Origin of the sequence: Sphingobacterium sp. UBA6645, from assembly GCF_002455685.1 — a bacterium.
Taxonomy (GTDB): domain Bacteria; phylum Bacteroidota; class Bacteroidia; order Sphingobacteriales; family Sphingobacteriaceae; genus Sphingobacterium; species Sphingobacterium hotanense.
The window spans coordinates 61,687-88,584 of the sequence record NZ_DKLH01000084.1 but is presented as its reverse complement, the minus strand read 5'-3'; the positions used below and the strand labels follow the sequence as shown (position 1 = coordinate 88,584).

27 protein-coding genes are annotated in these 26,898 nt (G+C 41.5%); 9 read left to right on the top strand and 18 right to left on the bottom strand.

Features of this window, described 5'->3' with window-relative positions:
* Positions 1 to 18 precede the first annotated feature (18 nt).
* The 4 genes from B2400_RS15105 to B2400_RS15090 all read left to right on the top strand — a co-directional run bounded on the left by B2400_RS15105 (position 19) and on the right by B2400_RS15090 (position 3,902).
* Positions 19 to 750 carry an electron transfer flavoprotein subunit beta/FixA family protein gene (locus B2400_RS15105; protein ID WP_293934638.1) on the top strand — a complete coding sequence of 244 codons (732 nt, stop codon included), beginning with the start codon at positions 19 to 21 and terminating at the stop codon, positions 748 to 750.
* Between the two features lie 23 nt (positions 751 to 773).
* The gene (locus tag B2400_RS15100) at positions 774 to 1,748 is read left to right on the top strand and encodes an electron transfer flavoprotein subunit alpha/FixB family protein (protein ID WP_293934636.1); all 975 of its coding nucleotides are present in this window, start codon (positions 774 to 776) and stop codon (positions 1,746 to 1,748) included.
* 103 nt (positions 1,749 to 1,851) lie between these two features.
* Positions 1,852 to 2,499: a bifunctional nuclease family protein gene (locus tag B2400_RS15095; protein ID WP_149525146.1), complete on the top strand. Its 648-nt coding sequence runs from the start codon at positions 1,852 to 1,854 to the stop codon at positions 2,497 to 2,499.
* Positions 2,500 to 2,531: 32 nt separating this feature from the next.
* Positions 2,532 to 3,902: a nucleoside permease gene (locus B2400_RS15090; RefSeq protein WP_149525145.1), complete on the top strand. Its 1,371-nt coding sequence runs from the start codon at positions 2,532 to 2,534 to the stop codon at positions 3,900 to 3,902.
* A gap of 578 nt (positions 3,903 to 4,480) precedes the next feature.
* Here the strand turns inward: B2400_RS15090 and B2400_RS15085 are convergent.
* The gene (locus tag B2400_RS15085) at positions 4,481 to 5,641 is read right to left on the bottom strand and encodes a hypothetical protein (protein WP_223110866.1); all 1,161 of its coding nucleotides are present in this window, start codon (positions 5,639 to 5,641) and stop codon (positions 4,481 to 4,483) included.
* A 70-nt stretch (positions 5,642 to 5,711) separates the two neighbouring features.
* A complete protein-coding gene (locus B2400_RS15080; protein WP_293934632.1) occupies positions 5,712 to 8,450 on the bottom strand; it encodes a TonB-dependent receptor in 2,739 nt (912 codons plus the stop codon).
* A gap of 176 nt (positions 8,451 to 8,626) precedes the next feature.
* On the opposite strand from B2400_RS15080, the gene B2400_RS15075 reads away from it, so the two are divergent.
* Genes B2400_RS15075 through B2400_RS15065 form a run of 3 tightly spaced genes read left to right on the top strand, consistent with a single transcriptional unit; the run spans position 8,627 to position 11,253 of the window.
* The gene (locus tag B2400_RS15075) at positions 8,627 to 9,274 is read left to right on the top strand and encodes an ABC transporter ATP-binding protein (protein WP_293934630.1); all 648 of its coding nucleotides are present in this window, start codon (positions 8,627 to 8,629) and stop codon (positions 9,272 to 9,274) included.
* Between the two features lies 1 nt (position 9,275).
* Positions 9,276 to 10,769 carry an ABC transporter permease gene (locus B2400_RS15070; protein ID WP_293934628.1) on the top strand — a complete coding sequence of 498 codons (1,494 nt, stop codon included), beginning with the start codon at positions 9,276 to 9,278 and terminating at the stop codon, positions 10,767 to 10,769.
* 1 nt (position 10,770) lies between these two features.
* Positions 10,771 to 11,253 (top strand): hypothetical protein, encoded by a 483-nt coding sequence (locus tag B2400_RS15065; protein WP_149525141.1) that lies wholly within the window; start codon positions 10,771 to 10,773, stop codon positions 11,251 to 11,253.
* Here B2400_RS15065 and B2400_RS15060 read toward each other — a convergent pair.
* The 10 genes from B2400_RS15060 to B2400_RS15015 all read right to left on the bottom strand — a co-directional run bounded on the left by B2400_RS15060 (position 11,250) and on the right by B2400_RS15015 (position 20,681).
* Positions 11,250 to 11,963, bottom strand: coding sequence for a 16S rRNA (uracil(1498)-N(3))-methyltransferase (locus tag B2400_RS15060; protein ID WP_293934625.1), 714 nt, complete (start codon positions 11,961 to 11,963; stop codon positions 11,250 to 11,252). The two genes, B2400_RS15065 and B2400_RS15060, sit on opposite strands and share 4 nt — an antisense overlap.
* Before the next feature lie 12 nt (positions 11,964 to 11,975).
* Entirely contained in the window at positions 11,976 to 13,289 is a 1,314-nt protein-coding gene (locus B2400_RS15055; protein ID WP_149525139.1) for a hemolysin family protein, read from the bottom strand.
* Positions 13,279 to 13,902: an inorganic diphosphatase gene (locus B2400_RS15050; RefSeq protein ID WP_149525138.1), complete on the bottom strand. Its 624-nt coding sequence runs from the start codon at positions 13,900 to 13,902 to the stop codon at positions 13,279 to 13,281. Before B2400_RS15050 ends, B2400_RS15055 begins: the two co-directional genes overlap by 11 nt.
* A gap of 8 nt (positions 13,903 to 13,910) precedes the next feature.
* Positions 13,911 to 14,453, bottom strand: coding sequence for an inorganic diphosphatase (locus B2400_RS15045; protein ID WP_149525137.1), 543 nt, complete (start codon positions 14,451 to 14,453; stop codon positions 13,911 to 13,913).
* 6 nt (positions 14,454 to 14,459) lie between these two features.
* Positions 14,460 to 15,119, bottom strand: coding sequence for a DedA family protein (locus tag B2400_RS15040; protein ID WP_149525136.1), 660 nt, complete (start codon positions 15,117 to 15,119; stop codon positions 14,460 to 14,462).
* Between the two features lie 82 nt (positions 15,120 to 15,201).
* Positions 15,202 to 15,612: an HIT family protein gene (locus B2400_RS15035; protein ID WP_149525135.1), complete on the bottom strand. Its 411-nt coding sequence runs from the start codon at positions 15,610 to 15,612 to the stop codon at positions 15,202 to 15,204.
* Positions 15,613 to 15,792: 180 nt separating this feature from the next.
* The gene (greA, locus tag B2400_RS15030; protein ID WP_149525134.1) at positions 15,793 to 16,266 is read right to left on the bottom strand and encodes a transcription elongation factor GreA; all 474 of its coding nucleotides are present in this window, start codon (positions 16,264 to 16,266) and stop codon (positions 15,793 to 15,795) included.
* 134 nt (positions 16,267 to 16,400) lie between these two features.
* Entirely contained in the window at positions 16,401 to 17,114 is a 714-nt protein-coding gene (locus B2400_RS15025) for a response regulator transcription factor (RefSeq protein ID WP_149525133.1), read from the bottom strand.
* Positions 17,115 to 17,130: 16 nt separating this feature from the next.
* Positions 17,131 to 18,789, bottom strand: a complete 1,659-nt coding sequence (locus tag B2400_RS15020) for a sensor histidine kinase (RefSeq protein WP_149525132.1) — start codon at positions 18,787 to 18,789, stop codon at positions 17,131 to 17,133.
* Between the two features lie 8 nt (positions 18,790 to 18,797).
* Positions 18,798 to 20,681 (bottom strand): S9 family peptidase, encoded by a 1,884-nt coding sequence (locus B2400_RS15015; protein WP_149525131.1) that lies wholly within the window; start codon positions 20,679 to 20,681, stop codon positions 18,798 to 18,800.
* A gap of 96 nt (positions 20,682 to 20,777) precedes the next feature.
* Between B2400_RS15015 and B2400_RS15010 the strand changes: the two genes are divergently transcribed.
* Positions 20,778 to 21,071, top strand: a complete 294-nt coding sequence (locus B2400_RS15010) for a DUF4286 family protein (RefSeq protein ID WP_286650367.1) — start codon at positions 20,778 to 20,780, stop codon at positions 21,069 to 21,071.
* A 5-nt stretch (positions 21,072 to 21,076) separates the two neighbouring features.
* Here B2400_RS15010 and B2400_RS15005 read toward each other — a convergent pair whose 3' ends face one another.
* The 6 genes from B2400_RS15005 to B2400_RS14980 form a co-directional block, all read right to left on the bottom strand.
* Complete coding sequence (locus B2400_RS15005) at positions 21,077 to 21,472, bottom strand: DUF983 domain-containing protein (protein WP_260039453.1); 396 nt, start codon at positions 21,470 to 21,472, stop codon at positions 21,077 to 21,079.
* Positions 21,473 to 21,757, bottom strand: a complete 285-nt coding sequence (locus B2400_RS15000) for a hypothetical protein (protein ID WP_246172470.1) — start codon at positions 21,755 to 21,757, stop codon at positions 21,473 to 21,475. It abuts the gene before it with no gap.
* Between the two features lie 31 nt (positions 21,758 to 21,788).
* Positions 21,789 to 22,493, bottom strand: coding sequence for an RluA family pseudouridine synthase (locus B2400_RS14995; RefSeq protein WP_286650366.1), 705 nt, complete (start codon positions 22,491 to 22,493; stop codon positions 21,789 to 21,791).
* Positions 22,494 to 22,602: 109 nt separating this feature from the next.
* Positions 22,603 to 23,601 (bottom strand): MlaD family protein, encoded by a 999-nt coding sequence (locus tag B2400_RS14990; RefSeq protein ID WP_149525127.1) that lies wholly within the window; start codon positions 23,599 to 23,601, stop codon positions 22,603 to 22,605.
* A gap of 8 nt (positions 23,602 to 23,609) precedes the next feature.
* On the bottom strand, positions 23,610 to 24,386 hold the full coding sequence (locus B2400_RS14985; protein ID WP_149525126.1) for an ABC transporter ATP-binding protein: 777 nt from the start codon (positions 24,384 to 24,386) through the stop codon (positions 23,610 to 23,612).
* 6 nt (positions 24,387 to 24,392) lie between these two features.
* Positions 24,393 to 25,151 carry an MlaE family ABC transporter permease gene (locus B2400_RS14980; RefSeq protein WP_149525125.1) on the bottom strand — a complete coding sequence of 253 codons (759 nt, stop codon included), beginning with the start codon at positions 25,149 to 25,151 and terminating at the stop codon, positions 24,393 to 24,395.
* Positions 25,152 to 25,367: 216 nt separating this feature from the next.
* On the opposite strand from B2400_RS14980, the gene B2400_RS14975 reads away from it, so the two are divergent.
* On the top strand, positions 25,368 to 26,897 hold the full coding sequence (locus B2400_RS14975; RefSeq protein WP_293934614.1) for a DUF6600 domain-containing protein: 1,530 nt from the start codon (positions 25,368 to 25,370) through the stop codon (positions 26,895 to 26,897).
* Position 26,898: the final 1 nt, after the last annotated feature.

Genomic DNA, 26,898 nt, shown 5'->3' with positions numbered 1-26,898 from the left:
GTGTAAAACGCTAGATTTATGAAGATATTAGTATGTATTAGTAATGTCCCAGATACGACATCGAAAATAACGTTTACCAATGATAACACCGTATTCAATACTGCGGGTATACAGTACATCATCAACCCTTACGACGAAATCGCACTTTCTAAAGCTGTAGAGCTTGCTGAAGGCGGAAAAGGAACTGTAACGGTAATTAACGTAGGCGACGCTGCGACAGAACCTACCATCCGTAAAGCCCTTGCTATCGGTGCTGATGATGCAGTACGTGTGAATGCACAACCTCGCGATGCATGGTTTGTAGCAAATCAGATTGCAAACTACGCAAAAGGCCAAGGTTTTGATTTAATCCTGACGGGTCGCGAATCTATAGATTATAATGGTGCACAGGTAGCTGCTTTATTAGGAGAGCTATTAGACCTGCCATCGATTTCCATCGCGAAGAAAGTTGACATTCAAGGAAACGAAGCAACAATAGATCGCGAAATTGAGGGCGGTAAAGAAGTGTTATCTGTTTCGTTGCCAGTTGTTATCGGAACTGCAGAAGGCGTAGCGGAACCAAAGATCCCGAATATGCGTGGTATCATGGGCGCTCGCACCAAGCCGCTACAGGTAGTAGAACCTATTGAAGTGGCAGAACTTGCTTCGATTGCTCGTTATGAAAGCCCTGCTCCGCGCGGAACAGTGAAATTAGTAGAAGATGTTGATCAACTTGTTCAATTACTTCACGGAGAAGCTAAAGTTATCTAATCATTTTTAAGCAAGAAAAACACATGGCAATATTAGTTTATATAGAAAATACAGAAGGCGTTCTTAAAAAATCAGCATTTGAGGTTGCATCCTATGCAAAAGCAATTGCTGATCAAAAAGGAGATACCGTAGTCGCTCTTTCCATCGGAAATGTAGCAGATGCTGAATTAGAGAAATTAGGCAAATACGGCGTTTCTAAAGTATTGAACGCTAGTCAAGATAATTTAAAGAACTTCGTGAACAAAGCATATGCGTCGATAATCGCTTCAGCAGCGAAACAAGAGCAGGCTTCCATTGTTGTTCTTTCCAACTCGTTCAGCGGTAAAGGATTGGCACCGCGCGTAGCAGCAAAATTAGACGCAGGTCTGGCTGATGGCGCGATCAACCTACCGACATGGAACGGCGACAGTCTGGAAGTGAAGAAAACAGCCTTCTCGAACAAAGCATTTGCGACGGAGGTTATTTCTTCTGCAAATAAGGTAATCGCATTAAATCCAAATGCTTTCGAATTAAAAGAAGCAGCAACGAGTGCAGAAATTGTAGCCTTTACGCCAGACGTTAATGCGAACGACTTTGCAGTAATGGTAAAAGACATCGTACGTGCAACCGACAAAGTTTCTCTTCCAGAAGCAGAAATCGTTGTATCAGCAGGCCGCGGGATGAAAGGTCCGGAAAACTGGGCTATGATCGAGGAGCTAGCCGATGTATTAGGTGCTGCTACAGCATGTTCTAAACCAGTTTCTGATGCCGGATGGCGTCCGCACTCCGAGCACGTTGGACAAACCGGTATTGTGGTAAGCCCGAACCTATACATTGCTATCGGTATCTCTGGCGCTATCCAGCACTTGGCGGGCGTAAGCTCGTCTAAAACTATCGTCGTTATCAACAAAGATCCTGAAGCGCCATTCTTTAAAGTGGCAGACTACGGCATCGTGGGCGACGCGTTTGAGATCGTTCCTAAACTAACGGAAGCAATCAAAAACTTAAAACACAACTAGTCTAAACTAAACAATGAACGGGTGGCCTTGGATAAAAATAACAAGGTCACTTTTTTTTTGCTTCGAATATTAGCATCTTTGTAATTCCGTTAACGATTTGTCAATGAAGAAAATCAAGTTAGATATTGTAGGATTATCGTATAGCCAAACACAATCTGGAGCCTATGCGCTAGTGTTGGGGGAAGTAGCAGGAAACCGTAGACTGCCTGTCATTATCGGAGGATTCGAAGCGCAGTCTATCGCGGTCGAAATCGAAAAAATGACGCCGAGCAGGCCATTGACACATGATTTATTCAAAGCTTTTGCTGATACATTCAACATTAAGTTGGAAGAAGTATTGATCTACAACCTCGTAGACGGAATATTTTTCGCCAAATTAATCTGCAATGATGGCGACAAGACCGTAGAGATAGATGCCCGCACTTCCGATGCTGTTGCTTTAGCAGTACGTTTCGAAAGCCCGATCTATACCTATGATTTCATTATGAATACCGCCGGAATCGTGATCGAAGGCAATGATTTTGCATTCTTGGAGAATATCGAAAACGTAGGATCGTACAAACAAACAGAAACAACGACTCCCGAGCCTGAGCCAACGCCAGAACCAAAAGAGCCCGTAAAAAACAAACCCTCTCCGTATGCATCGCTCACGATGGAACAATTGGAGAAAACCCTAGAAAAAGCGATTGAGAACGAGCAGTACGAAACCGCAGCCAAAATCAGGGACGAAATTGAGAAACGAAAATCTTAATTCATAGCTTTTAAATAATCTCACCTATAAGTATGTCTATTAAACTTAGGTTGACCATAATGAACTTCCTGCAATTCTTTGTGTGGGGAGCCTGGTTAATCACTATTGCCAACTACTGGTTTGGCACTAAACAATGGGACGGAACACAATTTGGCGCTATCTTTTCAACCATGGGGATCGCATCGCTTTTTATGCCGACCCTAATGGGGATCATCGCCGATCGTTGGGTAAATGCAGAACGATTGTATATAGGTCTACACTTCCTCTATGCAGTCTGCTTGGTCTACCTCGCACAGGTGCAAGACCCCGGAAGCTTTTTTAATGTGATGCTCCTGGCCATGTGCTGTTACATGCCGACCCTCGCATTATCCAACTCCATCGCTTATACTGCACTTACGCAGGGCAATTACGACCTCATCAAAGCCTTCCCTCCTATCCGTGTTTGGGGAACCGTAGGCTTTATCGCAGCCATGTGGATCACCAACCTGACGGGCAGCAAAGCTACCGAAGGCCAATTCTATATCGCCGCAGGTGGATCCGTCCTCCTCAGCGTCTATTCCTTTTTCAACCTACCTAAGTGTCCTCCGCAACATCATCTGAAAGAAAATGCTAGTCTAGCGCAAATGCTGGGCCTGGAAGCCTTTAAATTGTTTGGCAATTTTAAAATGGCTATGTTCTTTATCTTTTCGATGTTCCTGGGTGCGGCCTTACAATTGACCAACGCATATGGCGATGTATTCTTAGATGAATTTAAGTTCTTCCCGAAATGGGCGGACTCTTTCGTTGTCGAATATTCCACCATCATCATGTCGATCTCGCAGATATCCGAAACCTTATTTATCCTCGCTATTCCTTTCTTCCTGAAAAGATTTGGTATCAAGCAGGTCATGCTAATTGCAATGGTCGCTTGGGTATTGCGTTTCGCATTGTTTGCCTACGGAGATCCATCCGCCGGATTATGGATGATTATCCTTTCCTGTATCGTCTACGGTATGGCATTTGACTTTTTCAATATCTCCGGATCCCTATTTGTCGAGACCACGACAAACAACCAGATTCGCTCATCAGCGCAAGGCTTATTTATGATGATGACCAATGGTTTTGGCGCTGTACTAGGTTCTCGTGTTTCCGGATGGGTTATCGATAAGTACTATACGCTATCTTTCAACGATACGAGCTCGCTGGCGGGCTTTTTGGACACCACGCCAGACAATCAGTCTTTGTTGAATTTTATTGGCTCTCGCGGCGTAGAAATAACAAATGGCGTATTTGATAAAGTAATCCAACTAAAAGATTGGCAACATATCTGGATTGCTTTTGCACTATACACGCTTGTTGTAGCAATTTTGTTCGCTATTCTCTTCAGACATAAACATCAAGCAGATACACCTGTTAACCACTAACAGAGATTTCGCTAAACATATTAAAAACACCCGCTAAGGCTTTACCGATGTCCTAGCGGGTGTTTCGATTTAATGGCTTTCCTACAGAGCATTTTGGAATAGTCTGCTGCCTACTATTGGTGCTTCATTAAGATAGCCTCCAGTATAAGTGATATCTCCTTCTGCTTACTTACCTTCCAAGCCCAATATAAACCCAATGTATAACCCAATCAAACCCGCTCCAGAAGGGCTTTGATTGGATTATACATTGGGTATGATTGGAAAAGCTTTCAACGAAGGTCGGTTGGTCTCTCTACCAAAAAGTCGAAAGGACTTACGGGCTGCATAGGGAATAATAAAGTAGTCGTTTTGTTTATCTGGAGAATGCGGATAAAACGCTAAAGGGACAGCATTTTTATATTGACATAGATAAGGTCATATATCTACAACAGAATCAATGTCCCATTATTGAAAGGCGGACAAGAATGGAAGCGTCAGATGTTTTGTTGAAACGTGGTAGTTTCAACAAAAAAGCCTCCAATTTCTTGGAGGCCTTAAAATATGTACTATGATTAATATTTTAGAATTTGAGAGTTGGCTTAGAACTTGTAACCAGTCCAAGAGAACGCTGATGCATCAGCACCTTTTAAACCGTCTTTCTTAGTGATCGTAGCGTTTACGTCATTTTTGATCTTACCTTTATCTAATCCGTTTGCAGGATCGATAGTGTACTCAATTGACGTTCCGCTGTGACCAGCACCTTTACTATCTGTTAAGTCGATCAAATCAACTACAGTAGTTCCAGCTCCGAATTTAGCGTAAGCGTTTTTGATTGTCGCTTTAGCACCTCTACGGATTTTGAATACATCATGCATTGTTAAGTTTGCATCAGCACCTGGAGCGTTGTTGATGATCGTGATACCGTTGATTGTGAAATCTGATTGGTTGATGTCTGTAGGAGTTTCTCCATCTAAGTTACCATCAGCCTCAACACCACGTGGATCTTCAGTTACAGGTAAGTATTTCGCTTCTCTGATACCGTAAGCATTTGTAATAGTACCTCTGTATCCTTGAGAGAAATCGAACATATCATCTGTACAGTTCACTACTAAGATGTTAGTTGCATCAACAGTTCCACCAAAGAACTCGATAGCATCGTCATCACCGTATGATAAGTAGATGTTGCTTAATTTTGTTCCTTTACCAACACCGTTCAACGTTAAACCGTTGTGTTCCGCTTTTTGGTCGATACGAGCTCCTGTATATTCGATTTTTACGTAGTTCAATATACCTGAGTTATCATTTACATCATCGCCACCAAATTTGATTTTGTTGTTGATTTCTGTACCTGCATCACTTACCGCACCTTCTTTTCTTGAAAGAGGAGCTTTACCATTTAAGATGATACCACCCCAGTCACCTTGTTTCGGAGACGCTGCATTCGATGTAAACACAATTGGTTTGCTAGCTGTACCGTCAGCGATCAATTTACCGCCTTTTTCTACAAGGATGTAGATATCTGTACCATTAGCCGCAGCTTTGATCGTAGTACCTGCAGGAATTGTTAATGTTGCTCCTGAGTTTACTAAAACTGTACCAGATAATGTGTACTCAACGTTTGCATCTAAAGTTGTGTTTGCGGAAATATTTCCTTTTAATTCAGCTTTACCACCTGGAGTTGGTTTTACTGGTTCATCATCTGAACATGCTGTGAATGCGAATGCACCTGCTGCGAAAATTGCTAATAACTTTGTTTTCATAATCATTTAATTTCTATACAAAAGAACCACGTTAACATAACTTACAAGTTATCTGTGTGTTAACTTTACATTAAAACTTATAAGATAAACCTGCGCTGAAATCCATACCGCGCTTGTAGCGCTCAACCATCAATTTAGGAGCTCCGCTCGAGAAGTCCATAGACAGTTCGCGGTAAGGGTTAATGATGTTTTCGGCTTTAATAGAGAAGCCAATCTTCTTGTTTACAGTACCTCTTAAATTGAAATCTAAGGTCGGTACGCCTTTCTCCATGATGTTACCAAATCCTCTGGTACCGATTGAGAAAACGCGATCTGAGAAGTAATTGAACACAACCGTTGGCATCAATTCCACGCGGTTTAGGTTTAACTTATACGTTAAATCTGCATTGACCATCAATGGTGAAGCACCTTCTAATTTGTCCGATTCCTTCGTAAATTGCGCTAATGGATTTTCTAACTTTTGTTTAGAGTGTAAGTAAGATACGTTTAAGCCTGCAGATAGAACATTTTCACCGTTTGCTGTTGCAGTTTTGATTAAGTCTTTCTTGATTTCCATTTCGGCACCTAATACATCTGCAGAACCACCTACGTTCAGGAATGTTAAGGTATTACCTCCCGAAGGAATGGTAGATCTTCCAATAGGGTTTTTAATGTGCTTGTAGAATACACCAAAAGAAATCAACTCGCCACCTTCCGGGTATAATTCCCACTTCAAGTCTGCGTTGTAAGTCTCTGCAGGGATCAAGTCAGAATTACCTTCCGTATTGTTATTTTGTCCAGCGTAACGCATTGGCGCGATTTCAATAAATTGAGGCAACGTATATGTTTTGCTACCAGATGCGCGAAGAACCATCGCTTCACCTAAGTTATATTTCAAGTTAACACTTGGTAATAAGAATGATTTATCAATTTTCGAGGGGCCAATGATTTCACTTTGCGTCACGTTGGTATAGAAGTCAACATCTTGCGTCACCTTCTCGAATCTTAAGCCTACCATTGCTGTAAAGTCTGCATTGAATTGGTAAGTTGCGTTAGCTACAGCAGCGTGAATGTTCTTATTACCGTTGTAGTAGAAAGGAAGGAAAGCGAACTCATCATTCTTACCTCTTAAAGTAACCAGATTAAAAGTGCTACCTAGCTTTCCAGTATTGAAGTATTGGTCAGGATTAGTAGCGTCGATGTCATTACCGTAAGGAGGCAAAAGCTCATGATTGAAGATAGTAGCATTGAAATCTCTTTTGGTGATATTTCCGTTGTAACCGAAATCGATTTTTCTATCCAATCCATCTTCGTTATTCAATTTGTAGCTCACGATAGCACGGCTTACAATTCCTTTTTCTGTCATATCGGAGAAATAGCGCTCGTTGCTCCCTGCCGAATTGGTATTGAAGCGGTACTTCCCGCCGTTTTCTAAGAAACTATTTACTCTTCTATCCGGTTCGTTTCCGACAACATAGTTGAAACCAACAGCGACATCTGCACTCCAATTTTGATTGAACTCGTATTTTCCTAAAATCTGAGAAACCGAGATGTGGTTATCATTGATTTGCTGTCTTCTTGCAAATTCACGATCTCCTTCTACTTCATTTGCGTTGTGTCCAAAAAATTCGGAGAAATCTTGCACCTGATCGTGGATATATAAGGAGTTAAAGCTTAGCATCCCTTTGTCAAAAGCATAACGAAGGTTTACCATCGCGTTCTGCGATACATTGTATTGATTTCTGATGTATGTTTGATCCTGATAAACTTGACCGATAGTCGTTGCTGCTCCAACAACACCTTCCGCAAATCTATACTTAGAATCCATACCTCCGGTGAAGAACAAGCTTAATGTTTTTCCACCTAGATCAAAACGACGATTTCCTAAGATTTTGAAGTTAGAGTTGATTAAATTATCAATTGGTTTAGCAACCCAACTGTTTTTGAATGAGTAGTCGCTCAATGTATTGATATGGTGTTTTGAACCTCCATTTAAAGAGCCGAACCAGCTTGTGCCATCAATTCTTTTAAAGTTATCTTTTCCGATTGTTTGGGAATTGGCACCACCCGATACGGCAACTTCTAAACTATTTCCTGTTGCTTCTTTTGTAAAGATGTCGACATTTGCACCCGCAACATCACCACCGATTGTTGGATTAAACGTTTTGTTAACATTGATGCTCTGGATAACGTCTGAACTGAAGAAATCTAAAGAGATATTTTTATATAATGGGTCCTCAGAAGGTAATGGTAAACCGTTCAGTGATGAGGAATTGTAACGATCGCCTAGTCCACGTACGAATACGTTTTTAGCTCCCTCTTGTCTTGATACTCCTGCCATTTTGGTAAGGGCTGCGCGCGCATCACTCACACCTTTCCTAGACAGTTCTTGTGTTCCGATAGACTCAACCATTAGGTTAGATTTGCGTCTTTCCTCCAAAAGCGCAAGCTCTGTAGCCTTCTCTCTGCGTCTCGTAACCACGACTTCTTCAATGACAGCATCCTTGTTCTTTAAAGCGAAAGATACAAACTCTGTGTCTGAAGCACTTAGGGTAAATGTAATCTCTTGTCCGTCGTACCCCATAATGCTTGCGCGAATAAGATATTCGGCAGGTTTGTTACTCGGTAGTGGAATGTAGAACTCGCCTTTTTCATTGGTCGTTGTTCCTAATTGTGAGTTGGCAATAGTAATGGTTGCCCCTTTTAATGGCTCGTAGTTTTCAACGTCAACTACAACCCCTTTTACACCGTATGCTACTTGTTGTGCATTGGCAACTAGCGTCGCAACACATAATAGCATAACCGTAAACAATGTTTTAATACAATTCATAGTATGTTAATATTATGTTGCAAAACTATAAGCTAGTTGTTATGTGAATATTAACGTTCCATTATCTTAATATAAGCGGTTCGTTAACGAATTGTTAAGAAGTAGGTAGCTCAGATTAATGGTTTTTATATTGGGAGAAACGGGTAATTAGTGCTAAATTGCAACAAAGTAACATTATGAACGATTTTGTGCTACACACAGAAAGTTTGTCCTATCAATATCCTAAAGGATCCAAACTTATATTTGAAAATCTTAATATCCCGACACAACAGCATACGCTTATCTTAGGCGAATCTGGCTCTGGAAAGTCCACACTATTGAACCTGATTGCAGGTTTTTCGGCACCCACAACGGGAAAAGTCTATATACAAGGCCAAGATATCTACCAATTACAAGAGACTAACTTGGATAAGTTCCGTGCGAAGAATCTAGGATTTATCTTTCAAGAGGCCCACTTATTAAAGAACCTGACTGTTGCAGAGAATATCAAGCTTGCTCAATCGCTTGCCGGCTTTCCCGTCAACGAGTCGGAAGTTGCTACTTTATTAGAAAAGCTTCAATTAGCGGCATTATCTAATCGTAAGCCGAATGAGCTCAGCCGTGGGCAGGTGCAGCGTGTTGCAATCGCCAGAGCATTGATCAATAGGCCTGCGCTATTGATTGCCGACGAGCCGACGGCTTCTTTAGATGATAAGAACACCTTTTTGGTAATCGAGCTCATCAAAGCATTGGCTGACGAACAGGGTAGCACCCTGATTATCTCGACGCATGACAAAAGGTTAAAAGACGAATTCAATAATAACTATCAACTATCGGCATTATAAGATGAATATATTTCAACTAGTCTGGAAGAATATCACACAGCAATGGGGGTCGACCCTCTTGAGTATTATTTTAACGGCCTTCGGTGTAGCGATATTGGTCAGTATATATATTACAAGCGATACGTTTGAAAAACAATTAGATAATAATAGTAAGCAAGTTGATTTGGTAGTCGGCGCGAAAGGAAGCCCGCTACAATTAATCTTGAGCACCTTATATCATATCGATAACCCAACGGGGAATATCAAGCTTGCGGAAGCCGAGAAATTGAAAGAGAACCCGTTCATCGAAACTGCTGTGCCGATTTCCTTAGGTGATAACTTTAAGGGGCATCGCATTATCGGAACGGACACCAGCTACATGGGGCTTTACGAGCTTTCGTTAGCAGAAGGCAAACTATGGGCAAAGAGCTTCGAAATCGTATTGGGGAGCGAAACTGCGCGCAAGCATCAGCTGAAGCTGGGGGATCAAATTCATAGTGCACATGGTTTGGCAGAGAATGCGCATGTGCATGACGAGCATCCTTTTACGGTGGTCGGTATCTTAAAACCCTCCGGATCTGTTGTTGATAATTTGATTCTTTGCGACTTGCAAAGTGTTTGGGACGTGCATGGCATCAGTCATGATGATCATGAGCATGAGCATGACCACGAAGGTCACAACCATGCGCATGATGACCACGACCATGATCACGACCATGCAGATCATCAGCATGAAGAACATGCAAATAGCGCGGCGGCTAACGCTGAAGCACACGATCACGAGGGGCATGACCATGAAGGACATGATCACGAAGGTCATAATCATGATGCACATGAGCACCAACATGCTGCAGTAAGCCCTGCAGATGCAAAACAAGCAGCAAACAGCGAGCAGACGGATAGCATTGTTTCCGAGCGCCCGAGAGATAATGTCATCGTTAAAAGCATTGCCGAGGATGTAGTTCAGGATCATAGCTTGGAGATTACCGCATTATTGGTGAAATACAGCTCACCGGCGGCTATTGGCGTGGTACCTAAGATGATCAATCAATCGACGAGTATGCAGGCAGCATCCCCCGCATTGGAAACGGCAAGGTTGTTTTCTCTATTAGGCGTGGGTATTGACTCTCTAGAGATATTGGCGTATGTAATTATGATTATCGCCGGTTTAAGCGTATTCATCAGCTTGTACAATGCGTTGAAAGATAGAAAATACGATTTGGCTATTATGCGAGCATTGGGAGCCTCGAAAGTTAAACTATTCGCCTTGCTTTTGGTCGAAGGATTGGTGATCACCACGATTGGTGGATTGCTGGGATTGCTATTCGGACATTTAGGCTTGTATTTTATCAGTACGCAGACGAGCCAAAGTGCAGATATCATCCAAGCGTTTAGTATTTATAGCAAGGAATGGTTAATTTTGCTGACTGCATGTCTAATCGGCGTGATCGCTTCGGTTATTCCAGCAATTAAAGCATACAACACAACCATATCGACGATATTAGGGAATAAATAAGATGAAGAGAATATTATTTACAGTATTATTAATCACATTAACAATCACTTTTTCGAAAGCGCAGATCGGTAATTATAATCAAAATCAGGTGCCCGATCATACACCAATGATGAACAGCACTTGGGAGGCAATCGATAAAATGATGTATAAGGTTTCAACGGTCGGAAACAAAAAGGTGTACACACCTAGCTATCCTGCACCTTTGAAGAAATTAGAAAATACGATTGTAGAACTTCCTGGATATATCGTACCGCTAGTTAGTGGAAGAAATCACAGTACATTTATGTTGTCGGTACTACCTATTACGCAGTGTCAATTCTGTGGTACCAACGGTATCCCGCCAATGGTAGAAATCTTTATGAAGAAAGGTACAGTGAAGTTTTCGGATGAGCCCATTAAGTTAAAAGGAAAGATGAAGTTCAATCCGGAGCCTTTAAAAGGGAATGCCGAGATTCAAATCTTTGATGCTGAATTAATCAATTAACGATTCAGGAGAGCAATCTCCAAACAGGCATAGAGGGCGGCAGTTTCAGTTCGCAGCCTCGCTTCGCCTAAAGATATAGGATGGAATCCAGCAGCCAAGGCTTGCTGGATTTCTTTTTGTGAGAAATCGCCTTCCGGCCCGATCAAAACAAGATAGCTTTGATCTTTTGGAAATGCTTGGTTTAAGTATTTCTTATCATCATCCACACAGTGCGCAATGGCTTTCACGCTTTCGGACTCCTTTTGCTGAGCGAGGAACTTATCGAAGCTTATAGCCTCGTTTATGCGCGGCATATAGGCCTTCAACGACTGCTTCATAGCCGAAACGACTACTTTGTTCAACCGATCTATTTTGACCTCCTTACGCTCCGAATGCTCACTTATTAAGGGAGTAATTTCTTGAATGCCTATTTCTGTGGCCTTCTCTAGAAACCATTCGATACGATCGATGTTCTTAGTCGGTGCAACCGCAATATGTAGATGATAACTGGGCTTCTGGAATTCGAATGTTCTGGAAAGAATCTGAAGCGTACAGCGCTTCGGATGAGCATCAATAATTTCAGCCTCATACATGCCCCCACTCCCATCGATCAGTTGTACGGTATCCGAAACTGTCAAACGCAACACACGTACGGCATGCTTGCTTTCTTCCTCACTTAACTGATAGTGGGAAGCCTGTGTATCAATATCGGGAGTATAAAATAAATGCATGTTTGATTATTCTTATTCCTCGTCGTCGTCGTGAGCAGTCTCAATTAAATCAAGCTTAACGAACTCGATATTCTGCTGTGTTTTCTTCATGATCGTAAAGCAGTAACCTAGCTCCTCTTTGCTGTCGCCAACATCTGGGATACGCTCGAAGACATGGCTCACTAAACCTGCAATCGTATCATAGTCCGAACTCTCTGGAAGCTCCAAGGGTAAGAAGCCATTTGCATCATGAACGCTTGCACCGGCATCGACCATGAATTCTGTTTCAGAGATTTGTTCAACTACTGGAGTTTCCTCATCATACTCATCCTGGATTTCTCCAACAAGTTCTTCAACGATATCTTCTAATGTCACCATACCGGCAGTTCCTCCAAATTCATCTAATACGAAAGCGATTTGAATGCGCTTCAGCTGAAACTCCGTCATCAAATCATTGATCTTCTTCGTCTCAGGGATGAAATAAGGCTTACGCATGATGTTCTTTAGCACAACCTCTTTACCCTTAACCAACAAAGGAAGGATATCTTTCGTGTGAACAACACCAATAATCTGGTCAATACTATCATCGTAAATTGGAATACGAGAGTATCCCTCTTCCGTAACGGTCTCAATAAAGTCCTCCGCTGTTTCATCTTTTTCAACAGCGACGATCTTCGTACGAGGAACCATAATATTCTTTACGATACGCTCGTTAAAATCGAATACGTTCTTGATAAGCTCATGCTCAGAGTTGTTCAAAGCACCGCTTTCTTTCCCTTTTTCTAAAAGGTATTGCAACTCCTCCGAAGAGTGGCTAGCCTCATGTGCACTTACTTGAATTCCGATCAATCGTAACAAGAAATTCGCGAATCCGTTCAATAAGTAAATAATCGGCTTAAAAACGTAGTAGAAAAATTGCAGTGGAATAGCCACCTTCATCGTGGTAGCAACAGGCTTCTGTATCGCGATCGACTTCGGCGCCAATTCACCAAATACAATATGCATAAAGGTGATGATACTGAAGGCTAATACATGGCCTAGGTTGGTCGCCAGTTTCCCAGATAGCTCAACATTGAACCATCCAAAGATCTGATGAACAATCTGCGTCATAACAGCCTCTCCGACCCATCCTAGGGCAAGAGACGCAAGGGTAATACCTAACTGCGTTGCAGCGAGATAACCATCCAGATGTTCTGTTATATTCTTCGCGATCTGCGCGACTTTACTTCCTGATTTAGCTTGAAGCTCTATTTGAGAAGCTCGAACTTTAACAATAGCAAATTCAGCTGCAACAAAAAAACCATTAGCCAGCACTAAAAAAATAGTCCAAAAAATATCAATTGCCATTAGTCAGGTCTTTATTTCCGAATTGTGTTTTGTATAGTTGTAAACTCTCTAATATAACATTTTGAGCATCAGTTTGCCCAGAAATATTTTCAATTTTTATCGACTTGTTATCGATGGATTTATAGGTTTGAAAGAAATGGGTAATTTCCTTCATGCTATGAGGGGGAAGTTCTGAAAGATCATTCAGATAATTTAGGCTTGCGTCGTTCTTGGCGACAGCAATGATTTTATCATCTTGCTCGCCAGAATCCAGCATGCGCAAAACACCAATAACCTTAGCATCGACAAGCGAGTAAGGTTCTAAGTCTTGCGAACATAGCACTAAAATATCAAGGGGATCTTTATCACCACAATAGGTCTGTGGGATGAAACCATAATTAGTTGGATAGACTACCGAAGCATTCAGTACCCTATCCAACTTTAATAGACCGGAGGTCTTATCAATTTCGTATTTCGCTCTAGAACCTTTACTTATTTCAATGACAGCAGTTACTACTTTCGGAGCTTCTTTGCCCGGAGAAACCTGATGCCAAGGATGTTGCTGTGCATTTGCAGAACTAATCCCGACAAACAGCAACAGTATTATGGTCCAGAGCCTATCGACGTCGTCCATATTGATGGTTATTTGTTTCGAATTTCCTTATTGTACAATTCAACGCTCTCTAAAATAATGTTTTGAGCATATGAACGTCCATATAAGTTTTCAATCGTCACGTTTTTACCTTCTAAGGCTTTATAGTCTTGGAAGAAACGAACGATCTCTTTCATTGTATGTGGAGGAAGCTCTGATAAGTCGTTAATGTAGTTAACAGACATATCGTGCTTTGCAACCGCAATAATTTTATCATCTTGCTCGCCATTGTCGATCATGTGCATAACACCGATAACTTTAGCCTCGATTAAGCTCATCGGATACACATCCACTGAACATAAAACAAGAATATCCAATGGATCCTTATCATCACAGTAAGTCTGTGGGATAAAGCCATAGTTGGCAGGATACATTACGGAAGAAAATAGGACGCGGTCCAACTTGATTAATCCACTATCTTTGTCGATTTCGTATTTCGCTTTTGAACCTTTAGGAATTTCGATAATAGCATTCACGGAATTAGGCAAGTCTTCTCCGGGAGAAACTTGATGCCAAGGATGTTGTGTACTCATTAAAAATTACTGTTTGTTTATTTCGTCTTTCTTTGTTTTTCTATTTTTCAACCAACGTTTTAATAAAGCAATTACGATAGGCAAGAATGCAATAACAATCAACGCCACGATAATATACTCTACATAGTTGATAATTTCTGGAAACTTAATACCCAAATAATACCCTGTCAATGTCAATAACGACACCCATAAAAAGGCACCAAATACATTGTAGAATACGAATTTGCGGAAGTTAAGTTGCACTACACCAGCAAATATGGGTGCAAATGTACGAATAATAGGGACAAATCGACCAATTATTAACGCCGTACCGCCATATTTTTGAAAAAACTCCTCCGCCATGATGACGTATTTTCGTTTGAAAAGTAGGGAATCCTTTCGCTTAAAGAGCATGGGCCCCGTTCGATATCCAAACCAATATCCCGCAAAATTCCCGAGAATACCGGCGGAAAGAATACCAAAATAAAGCGTTACTATATCAACATCGATCTTATTCGCTGCACAGAAGAGTCCAGCTAAGAAAAGTAAATAATCACCAGGCAAAAAGAAACCGAAAAACAAACCGGTTTCCGCAAAAACAATAAGACAAACGATGTAAAAACCACCGTGACTTAATAGATATTCAGCATCTAGCAATTGTTGAAAAGACAACAAATATTCTTGCATAATATATTCAATAGTTCCTTCTAAACCTTAACCCAACTACAATAGTGTAACAACCACTATCGGAACCGTTCAAGTCAAATTATTATGGATTGGTAATCGATGAAATGGCCTCGCGGATGTTCTCAGCGATAGATTCCATTACATCTTTTTCCAATGTCAGCTTTGGTCTTTCAAAATTCATATCCTGCACATGATTCAACGGAATCAAGTGGATGTGTGCATGCGCAACTTCTAGTCCTACAACAGCGACGCCTACCTTTTTACATGGAAATGCTTTTTTAACCCCTTGTGCTACGATTTTCGCAAATACCCACATACCCATATAATCGTCATCATCGATGTCGAATATATAATCGGTTTCCTTTTTAGGGATAACTAATACGTGACCTTCAGTTAGTGGATTTACATCTAAGAATGCTAAATAATCATTGCTTTCGGCTACTTTGTAGGCTGGCACCTCTCCAGCAACTATCTTAGAAAATATTGTAGACATAAACTAATTGTTCAATCGTGAGAAACAAAGATAATAAAATTCTACACATATGCACGTCCGAAGAAGGTATATTATCGGTCATATTTAAGGCTAATTAGGCAAAAGAAAAGCCCCAATCTCTTGGGGCTATATAGGGTAAGGATGTGCGGTTATGGCATACCGCACATAACCTAATATCTCTTATCTACTAATCTCTAGGACTTCTAATTCCATCTGACCCGCCGGCACTGCAACCGAAGCTACATCACCAACTTGTAAGCCTAACAATCCTTGAGCAATTGGCGACTTCACAGAGATTTTCCCTGCTTTTAAGTCAGCTTCCGTCTCAGAAACTAGTTGATAGGTCATCACTGCACCTGTCTTCTTATTCTTGATCTTTACAAAAGATAGAGCAAGAACCTTAGAAGTGTCTAGATTAGACTCATCGATGATGCGTGCAGATGCTAATACCTCTTCTAACTTTGCAATCTTTGCCTCGTGAAGCCCCTGAGCCTCTTTCGCGGCATCATATTCTGCGTTCTCCGATAGATCGCCCTTATCTCTTGCCTCTGCAATAGCCTTAGCTATGTTTGCACGTCCTTCTGTTTTCAGGTATTGAAGCTCTTCTTTTAATTTAGTCAAACCTTCTTCAGTGTAATAAGTTACTTCTGCCATAATATGAACCTTTTACGCGTTACTATAATTTTAAATTTATAAACAAAAAAAAAGAACAAGACCATACCATCCAGAGGGACAACATGGTCTTGTACTTCTTACGAAGTTAAAAAATATTTTCTAATAAAACAAATTTATGAAGCGCCTTCTTCTTCCTCTTCTTCGCTGATGAAACGATACCCCAAACCACGTACAGTTTGCAGATAGTAAGGCTTATCCGGATTCGTCTCAATCTTCTTACGAAGACGTACGACGTGCATATCCAAGGTGCGCGTATTGACGTTCGAGCTATAACCCCAAACAACCTCCATCAGTTCTTCACGAGTGATGTCCTTACCTTTGTTCTGTAAGAAATGAAGCAAAATACGGTTCTCCAATATCGTAAGCTCAATCTTCTTACCATCTCTGATCAACGAGTGTACATTAGGATGATGTTCCGTATCACCGAAGTAATACACTTCATTTTGAACCTTCGGCACAAAGAAGCGTACTTTATTCTCGATCATAGCTACCAACACGTCCATATTGAACGGTTTAGTGATATAATCTGTTACGCCGTAGCTATAGGCGTCAATCTTATCAATATCCTGTGATTTTGCAGTCATCATGATAATGATATTCTCAAATCCAGCTTTACGGATTCCTTCGCAGACCTCGATTCCCTCTTTGCCGGGGAGCATCCAGTCTAACAATACAATATCAGGCGACGATTCTAAGATCAACTTTTCAGCCTCCAGACCGTCACTACATTGGATGACATTATAATTTTCAGTTTGAAGTCGATGGCTTACAAGAAAACGCAAATTATCGTCGTCCTCTACAACTGCAATAGTTATTTCTTTGTTCATAGTTAAATACTAGGGATTATCTTGGAAATATCAACGTAAATACGGTTCCTTCACCTTCAATGCTACTTACTTTGATCTCTCCGCCCATAAATTCAGTAATTTCTTTACAAAATGCCAGTCCTAATCCTACACTACCACTTTGATTGAACTGGTTCTTAACTCTATAAAATTTCTTAAATATATTTCTAAGCTCGTTCTTATTAATTCCAATTCCTTTGTCCGAAAACTGAATCACAAAATTCTTCTTATTTTGCTCTACACTAATATCTATAAATTTTCTTGAAACTTCGGAATATTTATAGGCATTATCAATCAAGTTTTGGAACACCGAATTTAACAAAATCGGATCCGTGTACATGCTACTGTCAACGTCGATTTTTGAAGTTAAATTCAAATCTGGATATTTAATCTTCGTCGCTGCAAATATCTCCTCGCAAAAACTGTTCAAATCCACGTATTCTCCCTTAAATTTTAGAGATTTATTTTCTATCTGCGTGAATGACAGCAGTTTATTCATCAAATTATTTAGCTTATCCGCTTCCTGATCCAAGATTTTCCCATACATATGTCGCTCTTGATCAGAAATCTTCTCCGCACTTTTGATATTATTCCCAGCAATCTTAATCACACTAACAGGCGTTTTAAATTCGTGGGTCAAGTTATTGATGAAATCATATTGCAATTGAAACAGCCTACTATTGATCGCGATATTTCGGTAGATCAAGTAAACAATCAATAGCAGAACGGCATACAGCAACGATACGCCCAACACTACCGGAAAGAACTGTCTATTAATCTCTCCTCGCAAGAACTGTTCCGATGAGTCAAATTGCAGCTTATATTCTGATAATGCACCGGGTAGTGGCATTTCTGTGCTGATAAAACCTTCCTCTTCCGTCAAGTTAGGATCAGCAATCGCCAGAACATTTATTTTCTCATATAATCGTGGCTGAACGTTCTCAATCTTAATCTTTGCTGGATTTATCTTATAAACAAACAAGTCCTGATCATAGGCAACATCATTCGTTACGGTATCTTCCATCAAAGTTTTATACGCTCGCAACGTACTGACGCGCGGAATATTCAAATATGTGACCTTTCCGGGCACTGTATTATAAAATATACGGTAAATATCATTCTCGGTCAGCGACGTCGAATCATCCAACACGTCCAGAAAGTTGACCATTTTGATGGCCATATTGTTAAAATCGTCCGAAGTCGGTCTATTTTCCGTTTCGTCGATGCGGTTCCGAAGCAATCTATTACGCTCATCGAGCTTGAAGGAGTAGATGGATTGCGGAAAGATCAACAGATTCTGAAACCGAACCCCTCTAACAGCGCTGTTTTGATTCGTGAAGAGAACGTCATAAAACACAACTTCATCCACAAAAGGATTCTTACGAAGAATCTTCTCAGCATAAGTAACCGCATGCACAGAATCCAAATAACCTTGGTAGTTTGAAACTTCGGATATGCTGTTATTAAAGAAATTATTGAATGGTTTAAGGGTCGCATCGAAAACATCGACCTTGCGGTTATAGAATTCCGACTCGACATAGTTTGACATCATCACACGAGCGAGGAATACGGCGATAATGTAGAGAATAGTCAGGAAGGCCACGAAGGCAACCAACAAACCCAAATTTTTCCGATATCTACTCGTTTTTTTGATCATGCCGAAGGCTATTTCAAATTCTCAGCTAAAAAACGCTCTATTTCTTGGTAGTATTCAACAACGTTCTCCTCGTTTCTAAAACGCTTACCTTCGTCTTTCTTGAATATATATCGCACCGGAACCTGATTACTTTTCAATTTACTTACGAACTGATTCGCATCCGTAACAGATGTGTACTTATCTTTCCCGCCTTGGAAATATAAAATCGGAATACGCACCTTATCTGCATGGAAAATCGGCGATATCGCCTGAAACAACTCAGATTCCTTTTCCGGATTTCCTATAATCCTATAATAAAGTTGCACATAATGCTTCAAATGCGGGGGAATTTCCCTGAAATATGTAAACAAATTACTATACCCCGAAGAAGAAATCGCACAACGATACATCGGATTAAATACCGATGCATACAATGCGGAATACCCTCCGAAGCCTGCTCCCATAATCGCGATCCTATCCTTGTCGGCAATCCCCTGGTGAATCAACCAGGCAACACCGTCGGAAATATCAGACTGGATTTTACCGCCCCATTCCTTGAAACCCGCGGTCCAAAATTCTTTACCATATCCCATCGAACCCCTATAGTTCACCTGGAACACCGCGTATCCACGATTCGTCAGAAACTGAACTTCCGAATCAAAGCCCCATTCATTCCGACGATTCGGACCGTCGTGAACCAAGACCACAACAGGGCAATTCTTTCTACCCGATTTCGGATAGGTGATATAAGCGTGGATGGTTTTGTTATCCCGTGACAGATAACTCACCTCCTCCATATTATTGAGTTTCAAATCTTTTAGCTTCGGGTTGTCCTCTGATAGCAATTTCAACTCTTTATTCGCTTTATTGAAATAATAAAGCTCACCAGGATGCACATCGCTGTACGCCCGAACGATAAAACCATTCAAGGAAGTATCGCTATCAAAGAAATCAATCTCCATCTCCGGAAACTTCGACTTTAGATACTCGTAAGCCTCCTTGAAAGAAGGGTTGATCATCGATTTTTTATTCCGATTGACGAATGAACTGGTGTACAAAAGCTCTTGAAGATTACTAGAATAGCCTTCGAAATTCAAATCGCCTAATTTATCCTCATATAAATTACGTATCTCCTTCCCTTGCGAAGCGTCATACTCCACTAGTGACATCTTATCGCGCTGGTCATTTGACAAAGCGTAAATAAGCGACTTCGACCCCTTCACAAAACCCATCGGAATAAACGTCGTTTCGAAATCATTGCGCATCACCTCACGAAAAGGCTCCGCCTCCGATGCACGATAAAGGATAGATTCTTGCACACTGTCGCTGGTGAGCGCCAAACGAACCACACCATCGGGTGAACCTATCCAATTGACAACGTTTCCAGGATTTTTATAAATCATCTCACTTGGTCGACCGTCTAAATGAACTCGATACAGGTCAAAAAGCGACGAATCACGCTTGTTCATTCCTACCACCAGACTTCCCTGTGTGCTACGCAAAGGGCCAATCCAGCGAAGCTTCACATCATCGGTTTCCACCAAAGGATGTCGTTCCTCTGTATGCACGTTGATGCGAAACAATCGCAAGCTATCGCTCATCGACTGCGTATTGGAAAATATAATCTGCTCATCGTCTGCCCAAAAGAAACCTTGAACATTGAGACTTGATTGGTAAGTAAGCTGTTTAGAAGAATCTGGCTGTATTAAATCGAGAACAAAGATATTCTTGCAGTGGTCGTGTACACCTAAATAAGCAATCTTACTACCATCGGGCGATAGTCGAAAATTACTCTTATCCGGTTTTACAAAGAAGTCCTCAACAGGTATGATTTCATCACGTCCATTTTTTGACTTACAGGATGCTGCAGCCAACAAAACGCTCACAAGAAAAATCAAAATTCTAAAATTCATATTATTAACCAGCCTCTTTATCAAATATTAGAAAAAAATGTCGGAAAGTACGTTTTGCAACCTTATTTTTACAGCGGCAAACAACCCTATAGCATTATGTTTTTATACAATGTTTCTATTATTATCGAAGATTCTGTTCATCAGTCCTTACTTGATTGGATAAAACAACAACTCTTAACTAACGGAGATCCAGCATTAAAATTGTTAAAAATGCTTTACTCTCCTCATGAAGGACAAACCTATTGTTTACAGATAGTAGTGGAGGATGAGCAGGCAATTGAAGACTTTAAAGCTGGACTTATTCAAAATCTACAGGAACATATAGCATGCAATTATCAAGATAAAGCTTTTATTTTCGATAGTGTGATGCAATACATCCCACAACAATAAGAACCTTACAGCTTATTTTTAACTTCCGCGTATTTTGGATTATACGATACTTTTGGCGATAAATAATGCAAAAGTACCAATCTGGAATAGCGGTAGTTAAAAGGAGCAAAAAGTACAATTGTCGTGAAAAGCACGATGATATAGGTCCATGGCGATTCGCTCTTTGTCGCTAAGGCGGTTACCAACGCCATACAGAGCACCTCTCCTACTGAAAAGGCATAACTTACGTACATCGCTGCATAGAAATAACCCGGCTCAATCTCAAATTTGAATCCACAGTGCGGGCAATGCTCGTGCATCTTCTGCCTAGAAAGTCCATATGCAGAGCCGGAGAACATCTTCCCTGTTCTACAACGTGGACATTTCGATGAAAGTACTGCTTGAAATTTTGAAATAGACATCTATTCTTCCACTCCTTTTGCTACTGTAAAAGAATTGGAAGAACCGGTATGGCGGAATTTCTTATACCATAGAAATCCAACCCCCGCGGCAATCAGAAAAGGCATAGCTAAAAGGAATAAAATCCCGTCATTAAGCCCCTTGCCTTGGGTATTGCCGTCCTGCGTACTATTCTCTGCGTTAAGAGAACACATTGCACATTGAGCTGAAGCCGTAGAAGTATAACCAACGCCCGTAAACGTCAGAAACAACACAAACAACAATCTAAAGGAATGTTTACGAATCATGCCACAAAGTTAAGTATTTAATCTAACAATCTTATACCTTATCGCTTAGCAGGACATTGAATTTCTCCCAAAAGCCATCCACTGGAAGTGGTGCCTTAATTAGCATAGCTTCTTCTTTTATAGGATGTTCGAATGCCAGAGAGCGAGAATGGAGACATATCGTACGCTTTAAACTACCGCGCGGATATCCATATTTATTATCCCCAACGATCGGGCAGCCCATATACGCCAGTTGACTGCGGATCTGATGCGTACGGCCTGTTAGCGGATTTACTTTCAATAAATAAAAACCGTCTAAATGGCCAATAACTTCGTAATCAAGCTCTGCAAAACTTCCATTCTTCACTTCACGATCATACGCCTTGGTAATCATTTTCTTCCGATCCCGAAGCAACCAGTTTTTCAAAGTGCCTTTCATATGCGGCGGCTTTTCGCGAACAACTGCCAAGTAAGTCTTTTTTACCTTACGATCATGAAACAAACGGTTCATACGATCTAATCCCTTACTGGTCTTCGCGAATAAAATCATACCGCTCACCGGACGGTCTAATCGATGGATTACCCCAAGAAAAGCGCCGTTAGGCTTCTGATATTTCTCTGCTACGAAATCCTTCACCATCTCTTCCATCGACTTATCGCCGGAATTATCTACCTGAACGATATCGCCGCCACGCTTATTGATTGCTATATAGTGATTGTCCTCGTATAAAACATCGCTTTCCGTAATATTTGCCATATCTCGTCTTTCTGGTTTACAATGCAAACCTATTATATTTAAATAAAAAAAGCGACCCGTGGCCACTTTTTAATCTTTTTATTGGAGCAGCGTGCTGCTCCATTTGAAATTAATTTGTTAAAGTATCTTGAGCTTGAGCTGCTTCCTCTTTCGCCTTCTTTTTAAAGAAGCCTCTTAACAAGAAGTTGCTTTGCAATGCCTCCATATTTTGATCAAGCTTCTCCGTTCCCATATTCAGGTTCTTTAAGATTTGCTTAATCTCATTAGCAGCCTCTGCATCATTGGTAAGTACACCAATCGCATTATTCTTATCATTCAAACGCGCTGTTGTCTCGTTCAGATTCGCCATCAAAGCGGATGCAGTTTGCGTTACGCCCTGCAACTGTGCTGCCGATTCACGTAAGCTGGCAAATACCTGTGTATCGGTCGAAAGATCATGAATCAATCCCTGATCTGAATTCAATTTATTGGTCAATGTCACCAAATTATTTACCGCCATATTCGCAGTTGTCATCGTTGAATTCAAAGAGTTGACAGACTTTCTTAAGTTATTAGCAATCTCTTCGTCCGTCATCAATGCCCCAACAGCACCTTTACCTTCAACCATCTGCTTAGACAGGGTCGCAAAGTTCTTCGTAATTTCTAATAAGTTTTCATTGTTCACCTGCAATGTGGAAAGCATCGCCTCCATACCGCCGGAAACGCCCGATTTGATTACATCACCATCTTTAATTGCCGGGATATTCTCACTACCGCCCACCAAACTAATGATCGCATTACCAATCAAACCGTCAGAACTAAGCGTCGCAATAACATCCTTACGGATAAATTGGCTCGATTTCTCTTCCACACTCATCACAACCCGCACATTCTCAACGCTCTCAAACTTAATCTCTTTGATGATACCCACCTTGACTCCCGAGAACCAAACGTTGTTACCAACTTTTAAGCCCTTCACATCTTTGAAATAGGTTGTCAATGCCAGATTCTTGCTAAATTTATTTTGTTGTGTACCCAACACTAAAATACCAGCCACCAAAATAACTAATCCTATCAAGGTAAATAAACCTACGATAATCGATCGTTTTCTCTCTTCTGTTGTTGCCATAAATTGTATTATACAATAAAATTATAATCATAGAAAGGCTTAACCCTTTCATCATTTGTATCAAATATCTCGTCGAATTTGCCAACGCGCTCAAATCGTCCGTCTAACAACATCGCTACACGATCGCCAACCATCTTCGCACAAGCTAAATCGTGCGTAATAATGATAGAAGAAGTTTTATATCGCTCCTGCACCTCATTGATCAAGGAGTTGATATCCAAACAGGTAATCGGGTCAAGACCCGCTGTAGGCTCATCATACATCATAATATCAGGGCGCAAAATTAATGTTCTGGCAATACCGATACGCTTACGCTGACCTCCGGAAAGCTCTGATGGCATTTGATTGATGGCACGAAGCAAACCTACACCATCCAATACGTCTTCCACCTCGCGATTGATCTCTGCTCTTGTGAGATTACGTTTATTACGAACCAATGGAAACTCCAAATTCTCGCGAACCGTCATACTATCGTATAAAGCCGAGTTCTGGAAGGAAAAACCAATACGCAAGCGTAGCGCGCGCAATTCCTTCTCGCTCAATTCGTTCACCGTCTCGCCAAGCACGTGAATGTTTCCCGAGTCAGGTTTCAAAAGTCCCGAAATCAGCTTTATTAATACGGATTTACCAGTACCCGAACGGCCTAGTACAACCAGGTTTTCACCATTATAAAGCTGCAGATCCACATTGCGCAACACGTGCAGATCACCAAAAGACTTACTGACACCATCAACATGGATGACAACATCATCGTAATTAATCTGAGCTACTTTTTTCTGTTCCATACCTGATTACCCCATTAAAGCTAAAATTTGAACAATCAGTAGTTCCTCAATAAAAACAATAAACATCGAGGCTACAACGGCGCTATTGGCAGCCTTTCCTACTCCCTCTGTTCCTTTTGAAGAATAATAACCTACGTAGGTACTAACGAAGCCAATCGTGAATCCAAAGACGATTGCACGGAATACCATCGCAAAAACATCTTTTGGAGCAATCGCCTCAAAAACTTGGGTAATATAACTTAATACGCTAAGTTGGTCTTTCGATATAATACTCAGGTACCCTCCCGCTAAACCGATACCAGACACGTAAAAACACAATACCGGAATCATGATGGTCGTTGCGAGAATACGCGTACTGATCAAAAATTTAAATGGATTGGTTCCTGAAACCTCCATCGCGTCAATCTGCTCCGTAACGTTCATCGAACTTAATTCGGCACCGATCTGAGAACCCACCTTGCCCGAAGCAATCAAAGCGGTAACCAAGGGTGCTAATGCACGAACGATAGCAATAGAAATTAAATTGGGAAGCCAAGAGGCTGCACCGAACTCTTCCAAAGAGGGCCTGGACTGTTTCGTAAATACAAAACCCACGATAAAACCCGTTAGACTGATCAGCGGAAAGGATTTCCATCCCACTTCATAACACTGCCTAACAATCTCTTTGAATTCATAGGGTGGACTTACTACCTCGCGAAAAAAACGCATCAGGAAACGATGCAGCTTTGCAAATTCAAGTAGTAAAGATTCTATTTTCTTCGCCATTAAAATTGTATAGTTAAAATAATAAGCCGCCTCTCCTACGGCAAATAACCTGCCAAAGGTACAAACTTTTATGGATACACTTAAGTCAACTTTAAATATTAACTCCAACAATTCAAGAAGTCAAAAAGTTTTACAAAAAAATTATACAGTTAAACCTTTTGCAAAAAACCACTGTCATAGAATTAAAATTGGTTGTAAACTTTAACAATTAAGGATATGAAAAACATAAGGACATACAGCTTTCTAGCATCCCTGATCTTGATGATCGTTGGGGTCTTTAAATCCAGCGAAGTATCCGCTCAAGGATACGATGATGTCACTTTTGATGACTTCTACTATGAGCTGGATCCTTATGGTGATTGGGATAATGACCCAGAATATGGGAATGTGTGGTATCCTGATGTCGAAAGAGACTTCAGACCCTACGGAACCAACGGGTATTGGTCAATGACCGAATATGGTAACACATGGGTTTCCAATTATGATTGGGGTTGGGCTCCCTTCCACTATGGGCGTTGGGTTCATTCTGCGCGCCGCGGATGGGGATGGATTCCGGGATACGAATGGGGACCAGGATGGGTAAGCTGGAGATCAGGTGGTGGATACTACGGATGGGCACCAATGTCGCCTGGAATAAGTGTGAATGTATCGTTTAACTTGCCAATAGATTTATGGGTATTTATCCCAACAGCGCGCATCTATGACCCTTATATCCACAGGCACTGGTCCTATGGTTCTAGATACCGCAATATCTACAACAGAACAACGGTAATTAACAATACCTATATTGTAAATAACCACCATTACTACAGTGGCCCATCACGTCGCGATATCGAACGCAACACTGGCCGCCGCGTAGATGTTCGTAACGTACGTTTCGACAACAACAGAGGCGCAAGCCGTGCCGACCGTCGCAATGTATCCATCTTCCGCCCGAACCGCGACAATATGGAGCGTATCAGAGGCGAACGTGCTAGCAGCAGCAGAAATGGCCGTGTAGAAAATAGAGGTAACTCCCGCGTGGAAAACAGAGGTAATGCGCGTGTGGATAATAACAGAAACTCACGTGTGGAAAACCGCAACGAGGGCCGCACCAACCGTTCAAATGAGAGCCGTGTAAACCGTAACGACCGTTCAAACGGCGATTACACAATCAAACGTAACGAACGTGGACAGCGTGAAATGCACATCGGAAACTCAAACGGGAGAAACGAGCGTTTAACGGTAACTAGACAACCGAATAATACACGCACTGATCGTTCGGCAGGAAACATTCGCAACGAAAGCAGAACGAACAGAGAGAGCAACCGTCAGATTCAAAGAGAGCGTCCAACGCGTCAGATTGGTACTTCTGAATCGCGTCAGCCACGCTCTTCGAGCCAAGGGCGCACAGCATGGGATCGCGGCACTTCTTCTAGACCTTCTAGAAGCGAAGCAGCACCACAACGCATGGAACGTAGCCCACGCCAATCAGCACCGAGCTCGCGTGAGCAACGTGCGCCGCAACAACGTGAGCAGCGTGCGCCACAACAACGTGAGCAACGCGCGCCACGCACGCAACAACAACAATCGCGTCAGCCGAGCCGCGTTTTCCAAGCGAGCAACACACAACGTAGCAGCATGGAAAGACCATCACGTTCATCACAAGTTGAACGTAGCTCGTCAAAAGTAAGCCGCCAATCGGGAAACCGCTCAAACGGTGGTAGTGCACGCGTAGAACGTGGAAACGGCCGCGGTAGAAACTAGA